Annotated in this window: 14 protein-coding genes; 7 read left to right on the forward strand and 7 right to left on the reverse strand. The window is 69.9% G+C overall.

What is annotated here, in order from left to right; genetic code table 11:
- Positions 1–4: 4 nt before the first annotated feature.
- A complete protein-coding gene (locus tag GHC57_RS04330) occupies positions 5–307 on the reverse strand; it encodes a hypothetical protein (RefSeq protein WP_153341549.1) in 303 nt (100 codons plus the stop codon).
- Between the two features lie 442 nt (positions 308–749).
- Positions 750–2,351 (reverse strand): ABC transporter substrate-binding protein, encoded by a 1,602-nt coding sequence (locus GHC57_RS04335; protein ID WP_153341551.1) that lies wholly within the window; start codon positions 2,349–2,351, stop codon positions 750–752.
- A 560-nt stretch (positions 2,352–2,911) separates the two neighbouring features.
- Here GHC57_RS04335 and sdhC point away from each other — a divergent pair.
- The 5 genes from sdhC to GHC57_RS04360 all read left to right on the forward strand — a co-directional run bounded on the left by sdhC (position 2,912) and on the right by GHC57_RS04360 (position 7,461).
- Positions 2,912–3,310, forward strand: coding sequence for a succinate dehydrogenase, cytochrome b556 subunit (sdhC, locus tag GHC57_RS04340; protein ID WP_153341553.1), 399 nt, complete (start codon positions 2,912–2,914; stop codon positions 3,308–3,310).
- Between the two features lie 21 nt (positions 3,311–3,331).
- Positions 3,332–3,736: a succinate dehydrogenase, hydrophobic membrane anchor protein gene (sdhD, locus tag GHC57_RS04345; protein WP_153341555.1), complete on the forward strand. Its 405-nt coding sequence runs from the start codon at positions 3,332–3,334 to the stop codon at positions 3,734–3,736.
- Between the two features lie 7 nt (positions 3,737–3,743).
- On the forward strand, positions 3,744–5,531 hold the full coding sequence (sdhA, locus tag GHC57_RS04350) for a succinate dehydrogenase flavoprotein subunit (protein ID WP_153341557.1): 1,788 nt from the start codon (positions 3,744–3,746) through the stop codon (positions 5,529–5,531).
- 96 nt (positions 5,532–5,627) lie between these two features.
- The gene (locus tag GHC57_RS04355; protein WP_153341559.1) at positions 5,628–6,410 is read left to right on the forward strand and encodes a succinate dehydrogenase iron-sulfur subunit; all 783 of its coding nucleotides are present in this window, start codon (positions 5,628–5,630) and stop codon (positions 6,408–6,410) included.
- Positions 6,411–6,867: 457 nt separating this feature from the next.
- A complete protein-coding gene (locus GHC57_RS04360) occupies positions 6,868–7,461 on the forward strand; it encodes a hypothetical protein (protein WP_153341561.1) in 594 nt (197 codons plus the stop codon).
- Between the two features lie 12 nt (positions 7,462–7,473).
- Here the strand turns inward: GHC57_RS04360 and GHC57_RS04365 are convergent, their stop codons facing one another.
- Positions 7,474–8,082: a class I SAM-dependent methyltransferase gene (locus GHC57_RS04365; protein WP_153341563.1), complete on the reverse strand. Its 609-nt coding sequence runs from the start codon at positions 8,080–8,082 to the stop codon at positions 7,474–7,476.
- A gap of 486 nt (positions 8,083–8,568) precedes the next feature.
- Between GHC57_RS04365 and GHC57_RS04370 the strand changes: the two genes are divergently transcribed.
- Positions 8,569–9,009 (forward strand): VOC family protein, encoded by a 441-nt coding sequence (locus GHC57_RS04370; protein ID WP_153341565.1) that lies wholly within the window; start codon positions 8,569–8,571, stop codon positions 9,007–9,009.
- Positions 9,010–9,130: 121 nt separating this feature from the next.
- On the opposite strand, the gene GHC57_RS04375 is transcribed toward GHC57_RS04370, so the two are convergent.
- The 4 genes from GHC57_RS04375 to GHC57_RS04390 all read right to left on the reverse strand — a co-directional run bounded on the left by GHC57_RS04375 (position 9,131) and on the right by GHC57_RS04390 (position 14,231).
- Positions 9,131–9,922, reverse strand: a complete 792-nt coding sequence (locus GHC57_RS04375; RefSeq protein WP_153341567.1) for a DUF2189 domain-containing protein — start codon at positions 9,920–9,922, stop codon at positions 9,131–9,133.
- A 197-nt stretch (positions 9,923–10,119) separates the two neighbouring features.
- Positions 10,120–11,553, reverse strand: coding sequence for an FGGY family carbohydrate kinase (locus GHC57_RS04380; RefSeq protein WP_153341569.1), 1,434 nt, complete (start codon positions 11,551–11,553; stop codon positions 10,120–10,122).
- A 1-nt stretch (position 11,554) separates the two neighbouring features.
- Positions 11,555–12,841 carry an NAD(P)/FAD-dependent oxidoreductase gene (locus GHC57_RS04385; protein WP_153341572.1) on the reverse strand — a complete coding sequence of 429 codons (1,287 nt, stop codon included), beginning with the start codon at positions 12,839–12,841 and terminating at the stop codon, positions 11,555–11,557.
- Positions 12,834–14,231 (reverse strand): NAD(P)/FAD-dependent oxidoreductase, encoded by a 1,398-nt coding sequence (locus GHC57_RS04390; RefSeq protein ID WP_343031103.1) that lies wholly within the window; start codon positions 14,229–14,231, stop codon positions 12,834–12,836. The genes GHC57_RS04385 and GHC57_RS04390 overlap by 8 nt, the downstream gene beginning before the upstream one ends.
- A gap of 236 nt (positions 14,232–14,467) precedes the next feature.
- Here GHC57_RS04390 and GHC57_RS04395 point away from each other — a divergent pair, with 236 nt between their 5' ends.
- Positions 14,468–15,223, forward strand: a complete 756-nt coding sequence (locus GHC57_RS04395) for a DeoR/GlpR family DNA-binding transcription regulator (protein ID WP_153341574.1) — start codon at positions 14,468–14,470, stop codon at positions 15,221–15,223.
- Positions 15,224–15,230 lie beyond the last annotated feature (7 nt).

A 15,230-nucleotide genomic window follows, 5' to 3' on the forward strand; every position in this document is an offset into this window, starting at 1 on the left:
CGGATCAGTCCCGACTGGGGGGCACGCGGCCCGCAAGCCGTCGGTCGTGGCCGCCGGGGTGGCGACGGCGCGCCTCGTAGACCAGGTTCGCCAGCGCCATGGCGTCGGCGCGGTCGCCGCGCTCGCTGGCGCGGCAGAACTCATCCAGGATCATCTGGCGGACGGCCGGGGCGCCCCAGGGCTGCCGGAGCAGAACCGATACCTTGCCCGTGGCGACGATTGGCGGCAGACGCTCATGGCTGGCGACCGCCTCCACCTCGTCGGGCACGGCCTCGCAGAGACTGCAGCAATCGTACAATGTAATCATGCGTCCCTCCCGTGGACGGGGCTGCCGGTCAAGGAGCGGGACACCCGCTCGCGGCCGGGACGGATGCGCATCGTTCGGAAACGATCCGCCATCGAGCCAGTCTGAACCGATTCCGCCGGTCGGGAAAGGGGATCTTTTCGGGGGCAGGGCTGCGAATCCAGATGACAGGGGAGTCATGGTTCGTGCCTCATTACGAGATCCTTCGCGCCCTTTGGGCGTTCAGGATGACAAACTCTATCAATAGTGTGTCATCCTGAGGGAGCCCCCGCGACCATCGGTCCGATGGTCGCGCTCCTTTGCGGCGACGCGACGCGTCGCCGGGGGCGACCGAAGGATCTCGTGAGGCGGGTTCGACCCCATCAGTGCCATAGAACGGCAATCCGGGGTCTGAGCCCTGTATTCGGGGGCACCCCGCGCTACGGGGTGAGCCTCTCCGACCCGGCTAGTTCACGGTGACGTACTTCAGCTCGAAGATGTTGTCCGCCCGCTGGTGCAGGTCGATGCTCTCCTTCTTGCCCCAGGACAGCGGCTGCTGGTGCAGCGGGATATAGCCCCAGTCGTCCTGCACGATCTTGAACGCCTCGGAGATCATGGCCTGCCGCGTCTCCGGGTCGATCTCGCTCTGGATGGCGTCGGTCAGCTCGTCCACCTTGGGATTGCAGTAGCCACCCAGGTTGAACTTGCCGTACCCCTCCTCGCGGCATTTCACCAAGTCGCGCAGCGGGTTGTGGGCGTCCAGGGTGGAGGGCGTCCAGCCCAGCAGATAGAAGCTGGTGTCGTAGGCCAGCGCCTTGGCGAAGTACTTGCTCTTCGGCTGGGCGAGCAGGTTCACCTTGATGCCGATCTTGGCCAGCATGCCGGCCACGGCCTGACAGATGGCCTCGTCGTTCACATAGCGGTTGTTGGGGCAGTCCATGCCGATCTCGAAGCCGTCCGGATAGCCGGCCTCGGCCAGCAGGGCCTTGGCGCGCTCGATGTCCACGGCCGGTCGCTCGTTCAAGGCGGGGTCGAAGCCGTTGACCTGCGGTCCGATCAGCAGGGCGGTCGGCGCGCTGTTGCCGCGCATGATCTTCTGCTTGATCGCGTCCACATCGATGGCGCGATAGAACGCCTCGCGCACGCGCACGTCCTGCAGCGGGTTGGCGTCGGTCACGCTGCCCTCGAACATGGTGTCGCGCCACTGGTCCATGCCCAGGAAGATGGTGCGCACCTCGGCCCCGGCCATCATCTCGACGCCGGGGGCGGCCTCGACGCGGGGCGCGTCCTGCAGCGGCACGGGGTAGACGAGGTCCATCTCGCCCGACAGCAGCGCGGCCACCCGGGTGGCGTCGCTGGTGACGGGGGTGAAGATGGCTTCGGTGATGTTGTGGGTGGGTTCGTCCCACCAGTCGGGGAACGGCACGAACACGGTGCGCACGTCGGGCTGGCGCTCGGTGACCATGAACGGGCCGGTGCCGTTGGAATGGCGGGTGGCGTAGTTCTCCTCGCCCTTCTTCACGTTGGCGGGATCGACGGCGTCGTTCGCCTCCGCCCACTCCTTGTCCATGATGTACAGATCGGTCATGTCCGCGGTGAGGATGGGGTAGGGCGCGCTAGTGACGATCTCCACCGTCATGTCATCGACCTTGCGCACCTCGGCGATGGCGGCCACGCGCGAGGACATGTCGGAGCCCTCCTTGCCCGCGCGCTCCAGCGAGAACAGCACGTCGTCGGCCGTGAACGGGTTGCCGTTGTGGAAGGTCACGCCCTCGCGCAGGTGGAAGCGCCAGGTGGTGGGGTCCACGACCTCCCAGGACTCCGCCAGCGCGGGTTCGATGCCCAGGTCCTTGTCGCGCCGCACCAGCCCTTCGTAGATGTTGGACAGCGTGCCCAGGGTGTGGGTCTCGTTCAGCACGTAGGGTTCCAGCGCCTGGAAATCGCCCTGGAAGGCCCAGCGGAAGGTTTCCGCCTGGGCCGAGGCGACGGTGCCGCCCAGGGCGGTGGCGGCCACACCGGCGGCGAGCACCAGGGAGCGGGCGCGGGATCGGGTACGCGGGACGGGCATGACGTGTCCTCCTTGTCCAGCCTTCGAAAAGGGCGGGTGACGGGGCGGCCGACCCGAGGATCCGGGGGACTGCCCGCACCTTTGGCGGCATTATCGGGGCTTCCGTGGCGGTTGGCCAGAGTGGAAGTCGCAGGCGAACGGTCCCGGAATGGACGCCCGTTCCCAGGGCTCGTTGCGGGACCGGCCCCGGAACCGCGCGATCCGCCCCGGGGCGGGTCCGGCGGCAAGGCCGAGGCGCACGCTCCGGTATTGAGGGCGTTGTGCACCGCAACTTGACTCGCATTGTACCAAAAGCTAAACACAAAGCCGTTCCGGTGACCGCGCGCGGCGCCGCAGGGCGTTCCGGCGACTCCGTCGGTTCCGCTGTCCGCCCTGCCGCCTGCCGCCGTGCCATCCCTTTCCAGAGACGACCGGCGCACATGCGACGCGGGCCGCCCGGAACGACCGGGCCGGGCCTCGCCCCTCATGGACGTCCCCATGGGGTCGCGTGGGCGTTGTCCCGGGGTTTTCGCCGACGTTCCGCGCCCGATGGGGCGCGCTCATTGCGAGAGGCTCCAGCCATGCCGACCCGCGAGCGGCCGCTCTCACCGCATCTCCAGGTCTACAAGCTCCACACCAAGATCGCGCCGGTGCTGTCCATTTCGCACCGCATCACGGGCATGCTGATGTTCGTGATCGGGACCCTGTTCGTGGTCTACTGGCTGGGTGCCGCCGCCTATGGACCGGAGAGCTTCGCCTCCGCCCAGGCGGTGTTCGGCTCGCCCCTCGGCTATCTGGTGCTGTTCGGCTGGACCGTGGTGCTGATGTACCACCTGTGCAACGGCATCCGCCACCTAGTGTGGGACGCCGGCCATCAGGTCTCCATCGCCGGTGTGCGCCTGACCGGCATGGTCATGCTGGCCGCCGTCGCCGCCCTGACGGCACTGATCTGGATCGTCGGCCTCGCGGTCGCGCTTTAAATCTTGAGGGAGGACGTGGCCATGAGTTCCGGCAAGAGCCCCACCATGCGGTCCGCCCTGGGTGTCGCGCGCGGACGCGGCTCCGCCAAGACGGGCGCGGCCGACCACTGGTTCGCCGAGCGCATCGGCGGCATCGCCCTGGTGCCGCTGGCCCTGTGGTTCGTGTTCGGCGCGGTGATCGGCAACGCGGGGGTCGATCATGCGACGTTCCAGGCCTGGATGGCCCAGCCGCTGAACGCGACCCTGATGATCCTGTTCATCGTCGCCGCCTTTCACCATGGCGCCCTGGGCGCCATCGTCGTGCAGGAAGACTACATCCACGCCCCGGCGGTGAAGCACGTCACCGTGCTGCTGACGAAGCTGTTCGCCATCGCCGGCGGCCTGTTCTGCACCATCTGCGTCCTCACCCTGGCCTTCGGAGGGTAACGGCCCCATGGCATCCCCCGCGTTCATCGACCACGATTACGACGTTGTCGTCGTCGGCGCCGGCGGCGCCGGCCTGCGCGCCACCTTCGGCGCCGTGGCCGAGGGCCTCAAGACCGCCTGCCTGACCAAGGTCTTCCCGACCCGTTCCCACACCGTCGCCGCCCAGGGCGGCGTCGGCGCCGCCCTCGGCAACATGGCCGAGGACAAGTGGGAATGGCACATGTACGACACCGTCAAGGGGTCGGACTGGCTGGGCGATCAGGACGCCATCGAGTACATGTGCCGCGAGGCCATCCCGGCGGTGCACGAGCTGGAGCACTTCGGCGTGCCGTTCTCGCGCACCGAGGATGGTCGCATCTATCAGCGCCCCTTCGGCGGCCACATGCGCAACTTCGGCGAAGCCCCGGTGCAGCGCGCCTGCGCGGCCGCCGACCGCACCGGCCACGCCATCCTGCACACGCTCTATCAGCAGTCGCTGAAGTACAAGGCGAAGTTCTTCATCGAGTTCTTCGCCCTCGACCTCATCATGGAGGACGGCGCCTGTCGCGGGGTCGTGGCCTGGAACCTGGACGACGGCACCCTGCATCGGTTCCGCGGGCACCAGACGATCCTGGCGACCGGCGGCTATGGCCGCACCTACTTCTCGTGCACCTCGGCGCACACCTGCACCGGCGACGGCAACGCCATGGTGGCGCGCGCCGGCCTGCCCCTGCAGGACATGGAGTTCGTGCAGTTCCACCCCACCGGCATCTACGGCGCCGGCTGCCTGATTACAGAGGGCGCGCGCGGCGAGGGCGGCTATCTCACCAACGCCGCCGGTGAGCGCTTCATGGAGCGCTACGCGCCCAACGCCAAGGATCTGGCCAGCCGCGACGTGGTCAGCCGCGCCATGACCATGGAGATCCGCGAGGGTCGCGGCGTGGGCAAGGACAGCGACCACATCTTCCTGCACCTGGAGCACCTGGGCGGCGATGTGCTGCACAAGCGCCTGCCGGGCATCACCGAGACGGCGCGCGTGTTCTCCGGCGTGGACGCCACCAAGGACCCGATCCCGGTGCTGCCGACCGTGCATTACAACATGGGCGGCATCCCCACCAACTACATGGGCGAGGTCATCAACCCCACCCGCGACGATCCGGACGCCATCGTGCCGGGTCTGATGGCGGTGGGCGAGTGCGCCTCGGTCTCGGTGCACGGGGCCAACCGCCTGGGCACCAACTCGCTGCTCGATCTGGTCGTGTTCGGCCGCGCCGCCGCCAAGCGCTGCGCCCAGACCATCCAGCCGGGCACGGGCCATGCGCCGTTGCCCAAGGACGCCGGCGCGCGCGGCGTGGCCCGCCTGGAGCGCCTGCGCACCGCCAACGGCGCGCGCCTGACCTCGGCCATCCGCCTGGACATGCAGAAGGCCATGCAGACGGACGCGGCCGTGTTCCGCACCGCCGAAAGCCTGTCCCAGGGGGTGAAGAGCGTGGACGCCATCGCCGAGACGGTCGCCGACATCAAGGTCGCCGATCGCTCGCTGGTGTTCAACACCGACCTGGTGGAGGCGCTGGAGCTGGAGAACCTGCTGGCCTGCGCCAAGGCGACCGTCTACAGCGCCGAGGCGCGCAAGGAGAGCCGGGGCGCCCACGCCCGCGAGGACTATCCGGACCGCGACGACGCCACCTGGATGAAGCACTCGCTGGCCTGGGTGGACCCGGACACCGGCAAGACGACGCTGGATTACCGGCCGGTGCATACCTACACGCTGACCAAGGACGTGGCGTACATCGCGCCGCAAAAGCGGGTGTACTAGCGGGTTGAGAGGTCACGGGGTCTCCGGGCCCCCGGACCTATGGGCTGCGTTGTCGGACTCGACAGCCAAACGGACGCATAACCAAGGATCGACGTCATGGTGGAGTTCTCGCTTCCTCCCAAGTCCCGGGTCAAGCCCGGCAAGACCTGGCCGGCTCCGGCCGGCGCCAAAAACGTCAAGACTTTCAAGATCTACCGCTACGACCCGGACTCGGGCGACAACCCGACTCTGGACACGTTCCACGTCGATCTGGACGACTGCGGGCCGATGGTCCTGGATGCCCTCATCAAGATCAAGAACGAGGTCGATCCGACCCTGACCTTCCGCCGGTCCTGCCGCGAGGGCATCTGCGGGTCCTGCGCGATGAACATCGACACGGACAACACGCTCGCCTGCCTGAAGCCGATCGCCGAGATCAAGGGGGCGGTGGACATCTATCCGCTGCCCCATATGGCCGTGGTCAAGGATCTGGTCCCCGACCTGACCCACATCTACGCGCAGTACGAGATGATCGAGCCGTGGATGAAGACCGACAGCCCCACGCCCACCAGCGGCGAACGCCTGCAAAGCCCGGAGGAGCGCGAGAAGCTCGACGGTCTGTGGGAATGCGTGCTGTGCTTCTGCTGCTCCACGTCGTGCCCCAGCTACTGGTGGAACGCGGACCGCTACCTGGGTCCGGCGATCCTGCTGCAGGCCGCCCGCTGGGTGTTCGACAGCCGCGACGAGGCGACCGAAGAGCGCCTGGACATGCTGGACGACCCGTTCCGCATGTATCGCTGTCACACCATCATGAACTGCACCACGACGTGCCCGAAGGGCCTCAACCCCGGCAAGGCCATCGCGGACCTGAAGATCGCGATGTTCGAACGCACGGGGTGAGCCTCAGCGGGGAGGGCGTCGGATGGGCCGGTGTGGCCCGGCGCCGACGCCGTCTGATGAACGCATCCTTTAGCAAGGCCGGCGCTTATGAAAGCGTTCGGCCTCTTGCTTTAATAAGGTTCATCACGGATTTCTGGGGAACCAGAAGGGCCCTCTGGCGTCGCGCTTCGAGCCTGAACCCCCTCCCAACCTTCCCCATAAATGGGGGAGGCGTCTGGGTCCATGAGGCGCCGACCGGACTCCCTCCCCATGGAATGGGGAGGGCTGGGGAGGGGTTGTCCCGTTTGACCGCTCCGGCCCGGAAACCCTGCAACCCCGATTTTCCGTGATCAATCTTATAAGAAAGGGGTCGTCCTGCTGGGCGCCGTGGACGCGCCGCATGCGGCGGCCCATATAGGCCGGGTGGCGCCCGCGTGACCGCGCGCGGCGCCGGATCCCTGACGGAAAGGTCGATGCGATGCCCACCCCATCGCCCGGTTCGTGCTCCCGGTTCACGCGTCCCATCCTCGGTGTCGGCGCGGCCGTTGCCGCCGCGCTGGCCCTGGCTGCCTGCGCCGGACCGCGCACGGTCTCGCACGTCTCCAGCCTGAACGACGTGTTCAAGTATCTGCCGGTGTCCGGCCTACCGCTGGATGTGGTCGGCAATCCCTTTCCCCAGGCCGCCGACGCCTTCGTCCGCGCGGCCGCCGCCGACGGCCTGAGCGGCAACGTGAACGGCCGCCCGCTCGCCTTCGTGCCCGCCCCCGACCGCTTCGGTCCCGATCATCCCGGCTACCGCATGGTTCTGTTCCTGAGCGGGGGCGGCATCGTCGCTGGTCAGGCCCTGTGCGAGGCCGGTTTGCCCACGGACAGCCCCAAAGGCGGCACGCTGCACGCCAGCGCGGCCCTGTGCAACGGCACGAAGATGATCGCGTGGGGCGAGGGCTGGGGCGGCCCGGTGCCCGCCCAGCCCGACGTGGCCTTCCTGGCGCTCATGGACCAGCTTGCGAATGCGGTGTTCAAGCGCGAGCGGGACCGCGACCGTGACCCCACGGAATGGCCGGAGACTTGATCTCGCCCGGGATCAGGGCGCCTGCAGGCAGAAGCTGAAGTAGCCGTTGGGCTCCACGGTCAGGAACCGGAACCGCCAGTCGTACTGGGCGCAGAAGGCGTTGACCGCCTCCACCACGCCGTAGACCACCGGCTTGACCACGTTGCCGGCGCAATAGTCGTGGCCGGCCACCAGCCCGCCCGGGCGCAGCACGCGGGCCGCGATCTCCAGTTCCTGCCGCGTGGTGTCGTAGGAGTGGTCCGAGTCCAGATAGATCCAGTCCAGGCTGGCGTCGGGGAAGGCATCCAGCATGGGGACCGATTCGCCCACGTGCAGCCGCACCGAGTCGTCGGCGATCCGGGGGGCGAAGGCGTCCTTGACGGCCTCAAGGCCGCTCTCGAAGCGATCGCCGGACCACAGGTCGATCAGGTGCAGCCGCCGGGGCCGGGCGCGGTCCAGGATGACCCGGGTGAAATCGCCGTGGGCGACGCCGACTTCGGCCGCCTCGGCGTCCTTCGGCATGTGGTCCATCAGGTGGTCCCGGGACGGCAGCACGCGGCAATCCCGGGTGTGCCGGTCCTCCAGGATCACGCGCGGCTGGCTGGCGCGGATGGTGCGGCGGGTGTCGAGACTGAGGACCATGGTGGGGGCTCCCGCGACCGTGGCGCGATGCCGGCGCATCGCTTCCGGATGATGGGCCGGGCTGCTCTTGCCGATCAAGGGCGCTCTTCAAGGGCGCTCTGGCCCAAGACGGGGCCCGGACAGCGAAACGCCCGCCTCGCGAGGGGGGTGCGAGGCGGGCGTTGCGTTTGGGTCCCATATGAACCGTCGCGTGGCTGAAGCGCGGGGTTCGAGAAGGAAAGTCTCTGTTCGGTGGCCATCCGTGGCTGAAGCGGGTGGGTCCCGGGGGTCGGAGGTCCTGGATTTCGATCGGATACGGTGCTCTTGGCTCTTCGCTGAGGATCAGGTGCGGTGTTCCGTCCGCCTCTGATGCTCCCTTTATCGCATGGGGCACGTGACGGGGGATTTGCCGGCGCATGACAGTTTCTTAAGAATAGGGGCGGGGCAGACGGCCCCCCGGCGCGGCGTGCTATGCTCCGGGCCAGTGTTGGTGACAGGGAGGGGCGCATGCCCGCGATCAGTCTGGTGACCCTGGCCGTGGCCGATATGGCGCGGGCGCGGGCGTTCTACGAGGCGCTGGGGCTGCGCGCCGCCCCCGAGAGCAATGACGAGGTGGTGTTCCTGGATGGCGGGGGTGTGGTGCTCAGCCTGTACGGCCGGGACGCCCTGGCCGAGGACACGGGCCTGCCCGACGGGCGGCCCGGCGGCATCACCCTGGCCTTCAACGTGAAAACGCCGGAGGAGGTGCCGGCCCGTCTGGCGGTGGCGGAGGCCGCCGGGGCGCGGATCCTCAAGGGGCCGCGCACCATGCCGTGGGGCGGGGTGACGGCCTATTTCGCCGATCCGGACGGTCACCCCTGGGAAATCACCTGGGTCGATTTCGCGCTGACGGAGGACGGCCGCATTCTGCTGGACATGGGGCCCGCGCCGGAACCGCCGACGGCGTGAGACTGGCCGGCTTTTGTCCTGACTCGTCAGGACAAAAGCCGTACGCCGCGAAGCGGCGTATGACGTCACGTTACAGGCCGGGCGGTCTGAGGCCCCGTTCTCGCAGGAAGGGGATCAGGGATCACGCCCCGCGCGGCAGGATCGCCCGGTAGGCGTGCCACGAGGCATAGCCGGCCAGCGGCAGGGTGAACGCCAGACCGAGGAAGGCCGGCACCATGCCCGAGACGGTGATGAAGCCGATGGTCGCGCCCCAGCCGATCAGCACGCCGGGCTGACGGGCCACGGCCTCGATGCTGACCGCCATGGCGTGGACGGGCTGGGTGTCCGGCCTGTCCACCAGCATGGGGATCGAGAACGCCGCCAGCGCGAAGGCGACCGTGGCCATCACGCCGCCGACCACGGTGCCCACCGCCAGGAAGATGGCCGCCTGCGGGCTGCTCAGCAGGGCCGTGGCGAAATGCGTGAGCGTGGGCGGTTGGCCGCCGTAGAACCCGGCGAACAGCAGCAGGGCCAGCAGCATCCATGACAGCATCACCAGGGTGAGGGTGATGCCGACGAAGGCCAGGCCCGGCACGCTGGCGCGGCTGCGGCGGATGGCCTCGATCAGGCTGATGGACTCGCCCTGCTCGTGGGCGCGGCTGATGACGTGCAGCGGCACGGCGAACATCGCGCCCACCAGCATGAAGCCGCTCGCCAGGGGCAGCAGCACGGAGCCCAGCCCCGCGAACAGCATGGCCGCGACCACCAGCCAGGAGATCCCGACGAACACGCCGCCGTAGATCAGGCTGGTGACGGGGGCGCGCCGGAAATCGGCCAGCGCCCGGTGAACCCACAGGCCCGACTCGTCAACGGTCACGGATTCGTAGTCGGGCACGGGCCCGGTGCCGAGATCGGCGGTCACGGTGCGCATCATGGCGGGCCTCCTCCCTGTCCCGTCCAGTCGCGCCCCGCTCGTGTTGCGGCGGGTCCCCGCACGGGCGCCAGGGGCGCATGGGGCGGTTTGGGTCGCGGCTAGACTGGATGATGTTCGATGGCCGGCATCATACGAACTTTCTATCCCAAAAGATAGCAGTATTTAAAATATAGTTGCGCCGTGAGGCCCCGTCCGGGTCATGGCCAGTCGGCAACGATCGACACGGCCTTCTGGAAGCGGACTCCGCCCGACCCGGGGATGGCCGGGGGTTCGACCATGACCGGAGTGTCCCGCGCCGGGATGGTCAGCCCCACGTGTTCGGCGGCCAGGCGGGCCGCGCCCAGCGCGGTGACCTCGGCCCCGGCCGGCACGACGATGCGGCGGTCCAGGGCGCAGGCCAGGAACTGCACGAAGTAGGGGTTGGCGGTCAGGCCGCCGTCCACCGACACCGTATCCCCGGTGGGGCGCAGGGACCCCATGGCCTCCAGCACCTCGGCGGCGCGGAAGGCCACGCCCTCCAGCACCGCCCGCACCATGTCGGCGGCCGTGGTTTCCAGCGACAGGCCGAGCCAGGCGCCGCGCGCCTTGCGGACCCAGTGCGGGCAGGCCAGTCCGGTCAGCGCGGGCACGAACACAAGCCCGCGCTCCACGGCGGAGGGCCCTTCGAAGGCGTTGATCTCGTCGAACGACCGGAACAGGCCCAGGTCGCGCGCCCAGTTCACGGCCGCGCTGGCGCAGAACACGGCGCCGTCGATGGCGTACTGGGGGGCCTCGCCGTCCCTGTGCCAGGCGACCGTGGGCGACAGGCCGCGTTCGGGCGCGCGCAGGGGGCTGTCCCCGGTGACCATGAGCGCGAAGGCGCCGGTGCCGAAGGTGATCTTGGCATCCCCCGCCACGCGACAGCCGTGGCCGTAGAGGGCCGCTTGCTGATCCACGATGCTGGTGACCACGGGCACCGGCCCGTGCTCCGTCATCAGCGTGCCGAAGTCCCCGGTGGTGGGCACGATCGGCGGCAGCGCCTCCAAGGGCACGCCGAACAGACGGCACAGGTCCGGGTCCCAGGCGAGAGTTTCGATGTTCATCAGCGACGTGCGCGAGGCCGTGGTGGCGTCGGTCACGCACCGCCCGGTCAGCCGGTGCAGAAAGAACGCATCGGTGGTCCCCAGGCGCAGCCGGCCCCGGGCGTGCAGGCGCGCCGCGTCCGGGACGGTCTGGTACAGCCACGCCAGCTTGCTGGCCGAGAAGTAGGAATCCAGCGGCAGCCCGCTGCGGCGCATCACCTCCGCCTCGGCGCCGTCGCGCTTGAGGGCGTCCACCACGCTCTGGGTGCGGCTGTCCTGCCAGACGACGACCGGCGAGAGCGGCTCCAGGGTCTCGGCGTCCCAGGCGAGGCAGCTTTCGCCCTGGTTGTCGAGGGCCACCGCGCGCACCGGCCCGGCGGCCTCCAGACAGGCGTCGATGCTGCGCAGCAGGTCCGCCGGGTCGTGCTCGACCCAGTCCGGTTTCGGATAGTGCTGGGCGTGCGTCACGGCGTGGCGGACGGTGGCCGATCCATCGGCGGCCAGCCGCAGGCCCCGGGTGCTGGTGGTGCCCTGGTCGATGGCGAGAACGGCGGCGGCGGGATCGGACATGTCAGGGGGCCTCCCTCAGCCGGAACGTCATGGGGCCGCCCGGCTCGACGGCTTCGATCATCGGACGCAGGGGCACGGTGATGCGGCGCTCGGGCCGGCTGTCCAGGCGCCGCGACCAGAGCGTCCGGCCGTCCTGCTCCGCGATCAGGGTGCCGCGCGCGGGCCGCGACAGGCGAAGCTGGGCGACCTCCGGCATCAGGTCCGGGGTCTCGGCGGTCGGGTGGATGGCCTGCGGCACCACGTAGCGCAGCGGATCGCCCGCGACGGTCAACGGCACCGCGTCGTCGGGCGGCGGAAGCCCGCGCTCCAGGTCGGCGGCGACGGCCGCGGCGGTGGCCTGTCCCTCGCCCCAGCACCAGCCGGCGGTCTCCACCGGACGGCGCAGGTTGCCGGTCGCGAAATAGGCCGGGTGGTCGAGGCTGCGCCCGAACCCGTCGATGCGCGGGCCCTCCGTGCCCGGGTCCACGGTCCAGCCGGCCATGCGGGCCAGGGCCGCCTCGGGCGTGAAGCGGCCGGTGATGACCGCCCCGTCGCAGTCGAGCGTCCGGGTCGCCCCGTCGCGGTCGCGCAGGGTGACGCCCTCCACCCGTGTCGCGCCGTGGATGGCCGCGATGTCCGTGCCCAGGTGCAGGGGAATGCCCAGCGCCAGGGGCAGCAGCCGGGCGGGTCCGCGCGCGGTGAGGCCGTCGTTCGGTTCGATCATGGCCCGGGGGCGGGCGCCCGCATGGCGGCAGGTCAGCAGGGCGGAGAAGGACACCAGCTCCGTGCCCAGCACCACGGGTCGGCGGAACGGCGTCATGCGCTGCAGATAGACCACGGCCTGCAACGCGCCGGTGGACATCACACCCAGCGGTCTGTCGCCGCCCAACAGGCGCGCGGCGCGGCTGGTCTCGCGGATGCCGGTGGCCAGCACCACCCGCCGCGCGGTCATCAGGGTGGCGCCGCTTGGCGTGGTCACGATCAGCACCGGGTCCGGGCCGGGACCGAAGGACACCACGGTGTGCTGGGTCAGCACTTCGGCTCCGGCGGCCTGGGCGGCCTCGACCAGACAGGCGGCATAGCTCCGCCCGCCCATCAGCCGGCCGAACTCCCGCAGGCCATAGGGTGAGTGGCCGCAGTGCCGCGGCACGCCGCCGGCCTCGACCTCGCGCTCCAGCACGGCGACCCGGGGCACGCCGAGCGCCCGCAGGCGCGTGGCGGCGGACAGGCCGGACGGTCCGCCGCCGATCACGATCACGTCCCATTCGCTGTCGGACCCGCCGGGCCCCGTGCGGCCGGCGTCAGTCATGGCGATCCTCCGCCGGGTCGGCCAGGGGCGCGGCGAAGTGCCCGGCGGTGATCTCGGCCAGGGCGCCCGAACAATAGAAGCCCTGGCAGCGCCCCATGGTCGCCCGGGTGCGCCGTTTCAGGCCGCCCAGGCTGCGGGCGGGCAGGGGGCCGCCCAGCGCGGCCTCGATCTCGCGCCGGGTCACGAGTTCGCAGTGGCAGACGATGCCGCCGTTGTCGCGGTCCTGCCAGTCGCGCGGGTCCGTCTCCGACAGGCGCGGCGCGGCCGGCCAGCCGGGTGCGGCCAGGGGCGCCCAGTCGGTCCCGCAGGCGCGGTGCAGTCCGGCCACGTGCCGGGCGATGCCCAGGGCGGCGGTCAGTCCGGTGGAGCGGATGCCGCCCACGGAGATGTAGCGCCGGTCCGGGTAGGGCGTGATGCGGTAGCCTTTCTCTTCGGTCGCGGGGCGGATGCCGGCATAGGTGGCGGTGATCGGCTGGCCGGCCAGGGCGGGCACCAGGCGGGCCGCCGTCTCGCGCAGCATGGCCAGGGTTGCGCCGTCCACCGAGGCGTCCGCGCGGCTCTCCTGCTCCTCGGCCGTGGGGCCGACCAGGATGTTGCCGTAGGCGGTGGGGCAGACCACGACCCCCTTGGTGGTGGGGCTGGGTACCGGCAGCAGGATGGTGGGCAGCAGTCGCGCCGCCGCCTTGTCGAACACCACGAACTGCCCCTTGCGCGGCCGGATCTCGAACCCCGGCGCGCCCAGCAGCAGTTGGTCCACGTGGTCGCCGTACAGCCCGGCGCAGTTGATGACGCTGCGCGTCCGCACGCTGCGCCCGGGCAGGTCCAGCCGCCAGGTCTCGCCGTCGAACGCGCCGCCCTGGACCGGGGCGTTGCGGTCCACATGGGCGCCGTTGGCGATGGCCTGGAGCAGATAGCCCGTGGGCGCCGCCCACGGGTCGATCACCGATTCGCGCGGCACCAGGAACCCGCCGTGGAACGCCGGGTTGATGTGAGGCGCGCGCTCCAGGATCTCCGCCCGGTCGAGCGGCCGCACGTCGGTCACGCCGTTGCGGTGCGCCTGCTCCATCAGCGCCGGCAGGCGCGCGGCCTCGGCCTCCGTCCAGGCGACGACCATCGCGCCCGTGGTCCGCAGCGGCAGGCCGAGGCGGTCGCGGATCTTCAGGTACTCCTGATGGCCGGCGGCGATGCACGCCTGTTCCAGGGTATCGGGCGGGGCGTCGAACCCGGTGTGCAGGATGCCGCTGTTGCCCTTGCTGGCCCCATCCAGGATGTCCGGTGCGCGCTCCAGCACCAGCACGCGCGCCCCGTCCAGCGTGAACCGCCGGGCCATGGCGCATCCGACCACGCCTGCGCCGATGACGGCCACGTCGTAGAGACCGTTGGATGTCACGCGGTGCCTCTCCCTGGCGAGTCCGGGGCCGGTCTGGATTGGCCCATGGGTGCACTCACGGTACGCCGCTTTGACCGTTCGGTCAATCGCGACGGCGTGGCGGCATCCCCATTTTTCGTGTTGAATCAGAGGGAAACGAAAAACATGTTGGAAACAGTCAATTCCCTCGGTAGAGTTTTTGCCCAACAAGGGGTCAGTTCTCCCTGAGGGGGCGCGCAATGCGCAGTCAAACGGCAATGAGCCCGCGGGTCCGGCAGGCGCGCATTGCGGACATGGTCCGCACGCGCGGCACCGTGACGGTGGAGGCCCTGGCCCGCGCCTTCCAGGCGTCGCACGAGACGATCCGGCGCGACCTGACCGCGCTGTCCGAAGCGGGCGTGGTGCAGAAGGTCCACGGCGGCGCCAAGGTGCCCAGCCGCCGCGAGGAAGGCCCCTTCCGCGACCGCATGACGCAGCACGAGCCGGCCAAGCGCGAGATCGCCGCCAAGCTCGCCCGTCTGATCGAGCCGGGCGAGACCCTCCTGATCGACACCGGCTCCACGACCCTGCTCTGTGCCCAGGACCTGGCCCGAATCGACCGCCTGACCGTGGTCACGAACTCCACCCGGATCGCGGCGACCATCGCCGACGGCGGCCGCGCCAGCGGCGTCTTTCTGGTCGGCGGCGCCTACGACGGCGACAACCGCGAGACCGTGGGGCCGATGGCCGTGCGCCAGTTGGCCGCGTTCCATGCGGACCGCGCGATTCTGGGGGCCGCCGCCCTGAATGCCCGAGCGGGCGTTGCGGACATCAACGTCAACGAAGCCCACATCGCCCAGGCCATGGTGGACCTGGCCGACAGCGTGGTGGTGGTCGCCGATTCCTCCAAATTCGATCGCCATGCCGCATTTACGGTTTGCGGCTTCGGTCAGGTCGATCATCTTGTTTGCGAGCGAGCGCCGGACGGCACGCTGGCCGAGGCGCTCGCGGCAAGCGGGGTTCACGTGCAATGACACCACG

The sequence above is a fragment of the Roseospira navarrensis genome (assembly GCF_009601025.1).
GTDB classification, from domain to species: Bacteria; Pseudomonadota; Alphaproteobacteria; order Rhodospirillales; family Rhodospirillaceae; genus Rhodospira; species Rhodospira navarrensis.

Coding starts and splice junctions, on each gene's coding strand:
- GHC57_RS04330 (WP_153341549.1), bottom strand. CDS start 307: ATGATTACATTGTACGATTGCTGCAGTCTCTGCGAGGCCGTGCCCGAC.
- GHC57_RS04335 (WP_153341551.1), bottom strand. CDS start 2,351: ATGCCCGTCCCGCGTACCCGATCCCGCGCCCGCTCCCTGGTGCTCGCC.
- sdhC (WP_153341553.1), top strand. CDS start 2,912: ATGCCGACCCGCGAGCGGCCGCTCTCACCGCATCTCCAGGTCTACAAG.
- sdhD (WP_153341555.1), top strand. CDS start 3,332: ATGAGTTCCGGCAAGAGCCCCACCATGCGGTCCGCCCTGGGTGTCGCG.
- sdhA (WP_153341557.1), top strand. CDS start 3,744: ATGGCATCCCCCGCGTTCATCGACCACGATTACGACGTTGTCGTCGTC.
- GHC57_RS04355 (WP_153341559.1), top strand. CDS start 5,628: ATGGTGGAGTTCTCGCTTCCTCCCAAGTCCCGGGTCAAGCCCGGCAAG.
- GHC57_RS04360 (WP_153341561.1), top strand. CDS start 6,868: ATGCCCACCCCATCGCCCGGTTCGTGCTCCCGGTTCACGCGTCCCATC.
- GHC57_RS04365 (WP_153341563.1), bottom strand. CDS start 8,082: ATGGTCCTCAGTCTCGACACCCGCCGCACCATCCGCGCCAGCCAGCCG.
- GHC57_RS04370 (WP_153341565.1), top strand. CDS start 8,569: ATGCCCGCGATCAGTCTGGTGACCCTGGCCGTGGCCGATATGGCGCGG.
- GHC57_RS04375 (WP_153341567.1), bottom strand. CDS start 9,922: ATGATGCGCACCGTGACCGCCGATCTCGGCACCGGGCCCGTGCCCGAC.
- GHC57_RS04380 (WP_153341569.1), bottom strand. CDS start 11,553: ATGTCCGATCCCGCCGCCGCCGTTCTCGCCATCGACCAGGGCACCACC.
- GHC57_RS04385 (WP_153341572.1), bottom strand. CDS start 12,841: ATGACTGACGCCGGCCGCACGGGGCCCGGCGGGTCCGACAGCGAATGG.
- GHC57_RS04395 (WP_153341574.1), top strand. CDS start 14,468: ATGAGCCCGCGGGTCCGGCAGGCGCGCATTGCGGACATGGTCCGCACG.